Below are 443 nucleotides of genomic sequence, written 5' to 3'. Positions count from 1 at the left end.
TCTCCTGGCATTCTTACATTGTTAATGTGGTTGTCAGCGTATGCTCTCTCGTATGTGTTTGCCGCACAGTTCGTGGGGGTATCACTCAGTTACGACGAGGCGCTCGTCGTATTGTTCGCAGGCGCTCTCGGGCTGATGCTTCCTGCTGCACCCTCTGGCATCGGAACCTTTCATGCTTCAGTAGTGTCTGCATTCCTTCTCTTGGGGCGATCCTCCGCTGAAGGTTTTCTCGTAGCGACATCTATCCATCTCTTATTTTTTGCAGCTTATGTTCTGCCGGCAGCGATCCTCTACGGCCGGTGGCGCCTGGCCCGCGTCTTGCCAAGTTAGAACCGATGAGAAAATATTTCTATTCCCTGCTCCGAAAATACTTGGAGCTTTTTATACTTCCTCAAAATTCCGTCGTAGAGATCGACCCTGCCTCGTCACTCTTGGTAGGTACG

Annotated in this window: 1 protein-coding gene; it reads left to right on the top strand. The window is 51.2% G+C overall.

Annotated elements, in window-relative coordinates:
• Window positions 1-330 (top strand): lysylphosphatidylglycerol synthase domain-containing protein (locus A7X77_RS31820; protein ID WP_197486941.1); only part of this gene is annotated, 330 nt, incomplete at its 5' end.
• Between the last annotated feature and the right edge of the window lie 113 nt (window positions 331-443).

Origin of the sequence: Rhizobium bangladeshense (genome assembly GCF_001662075.1) — a bacterium.
Lineage (GTDB): Bacteria > Pseudomonadota > Alphaproteobacteria > Rhizobiales > Rhizobiaceae > Rhizobium > Rhizobium bangladeshense_B.
This window is presented reverse-complemented; position numbering and strand designations above follow the sequence as displayed.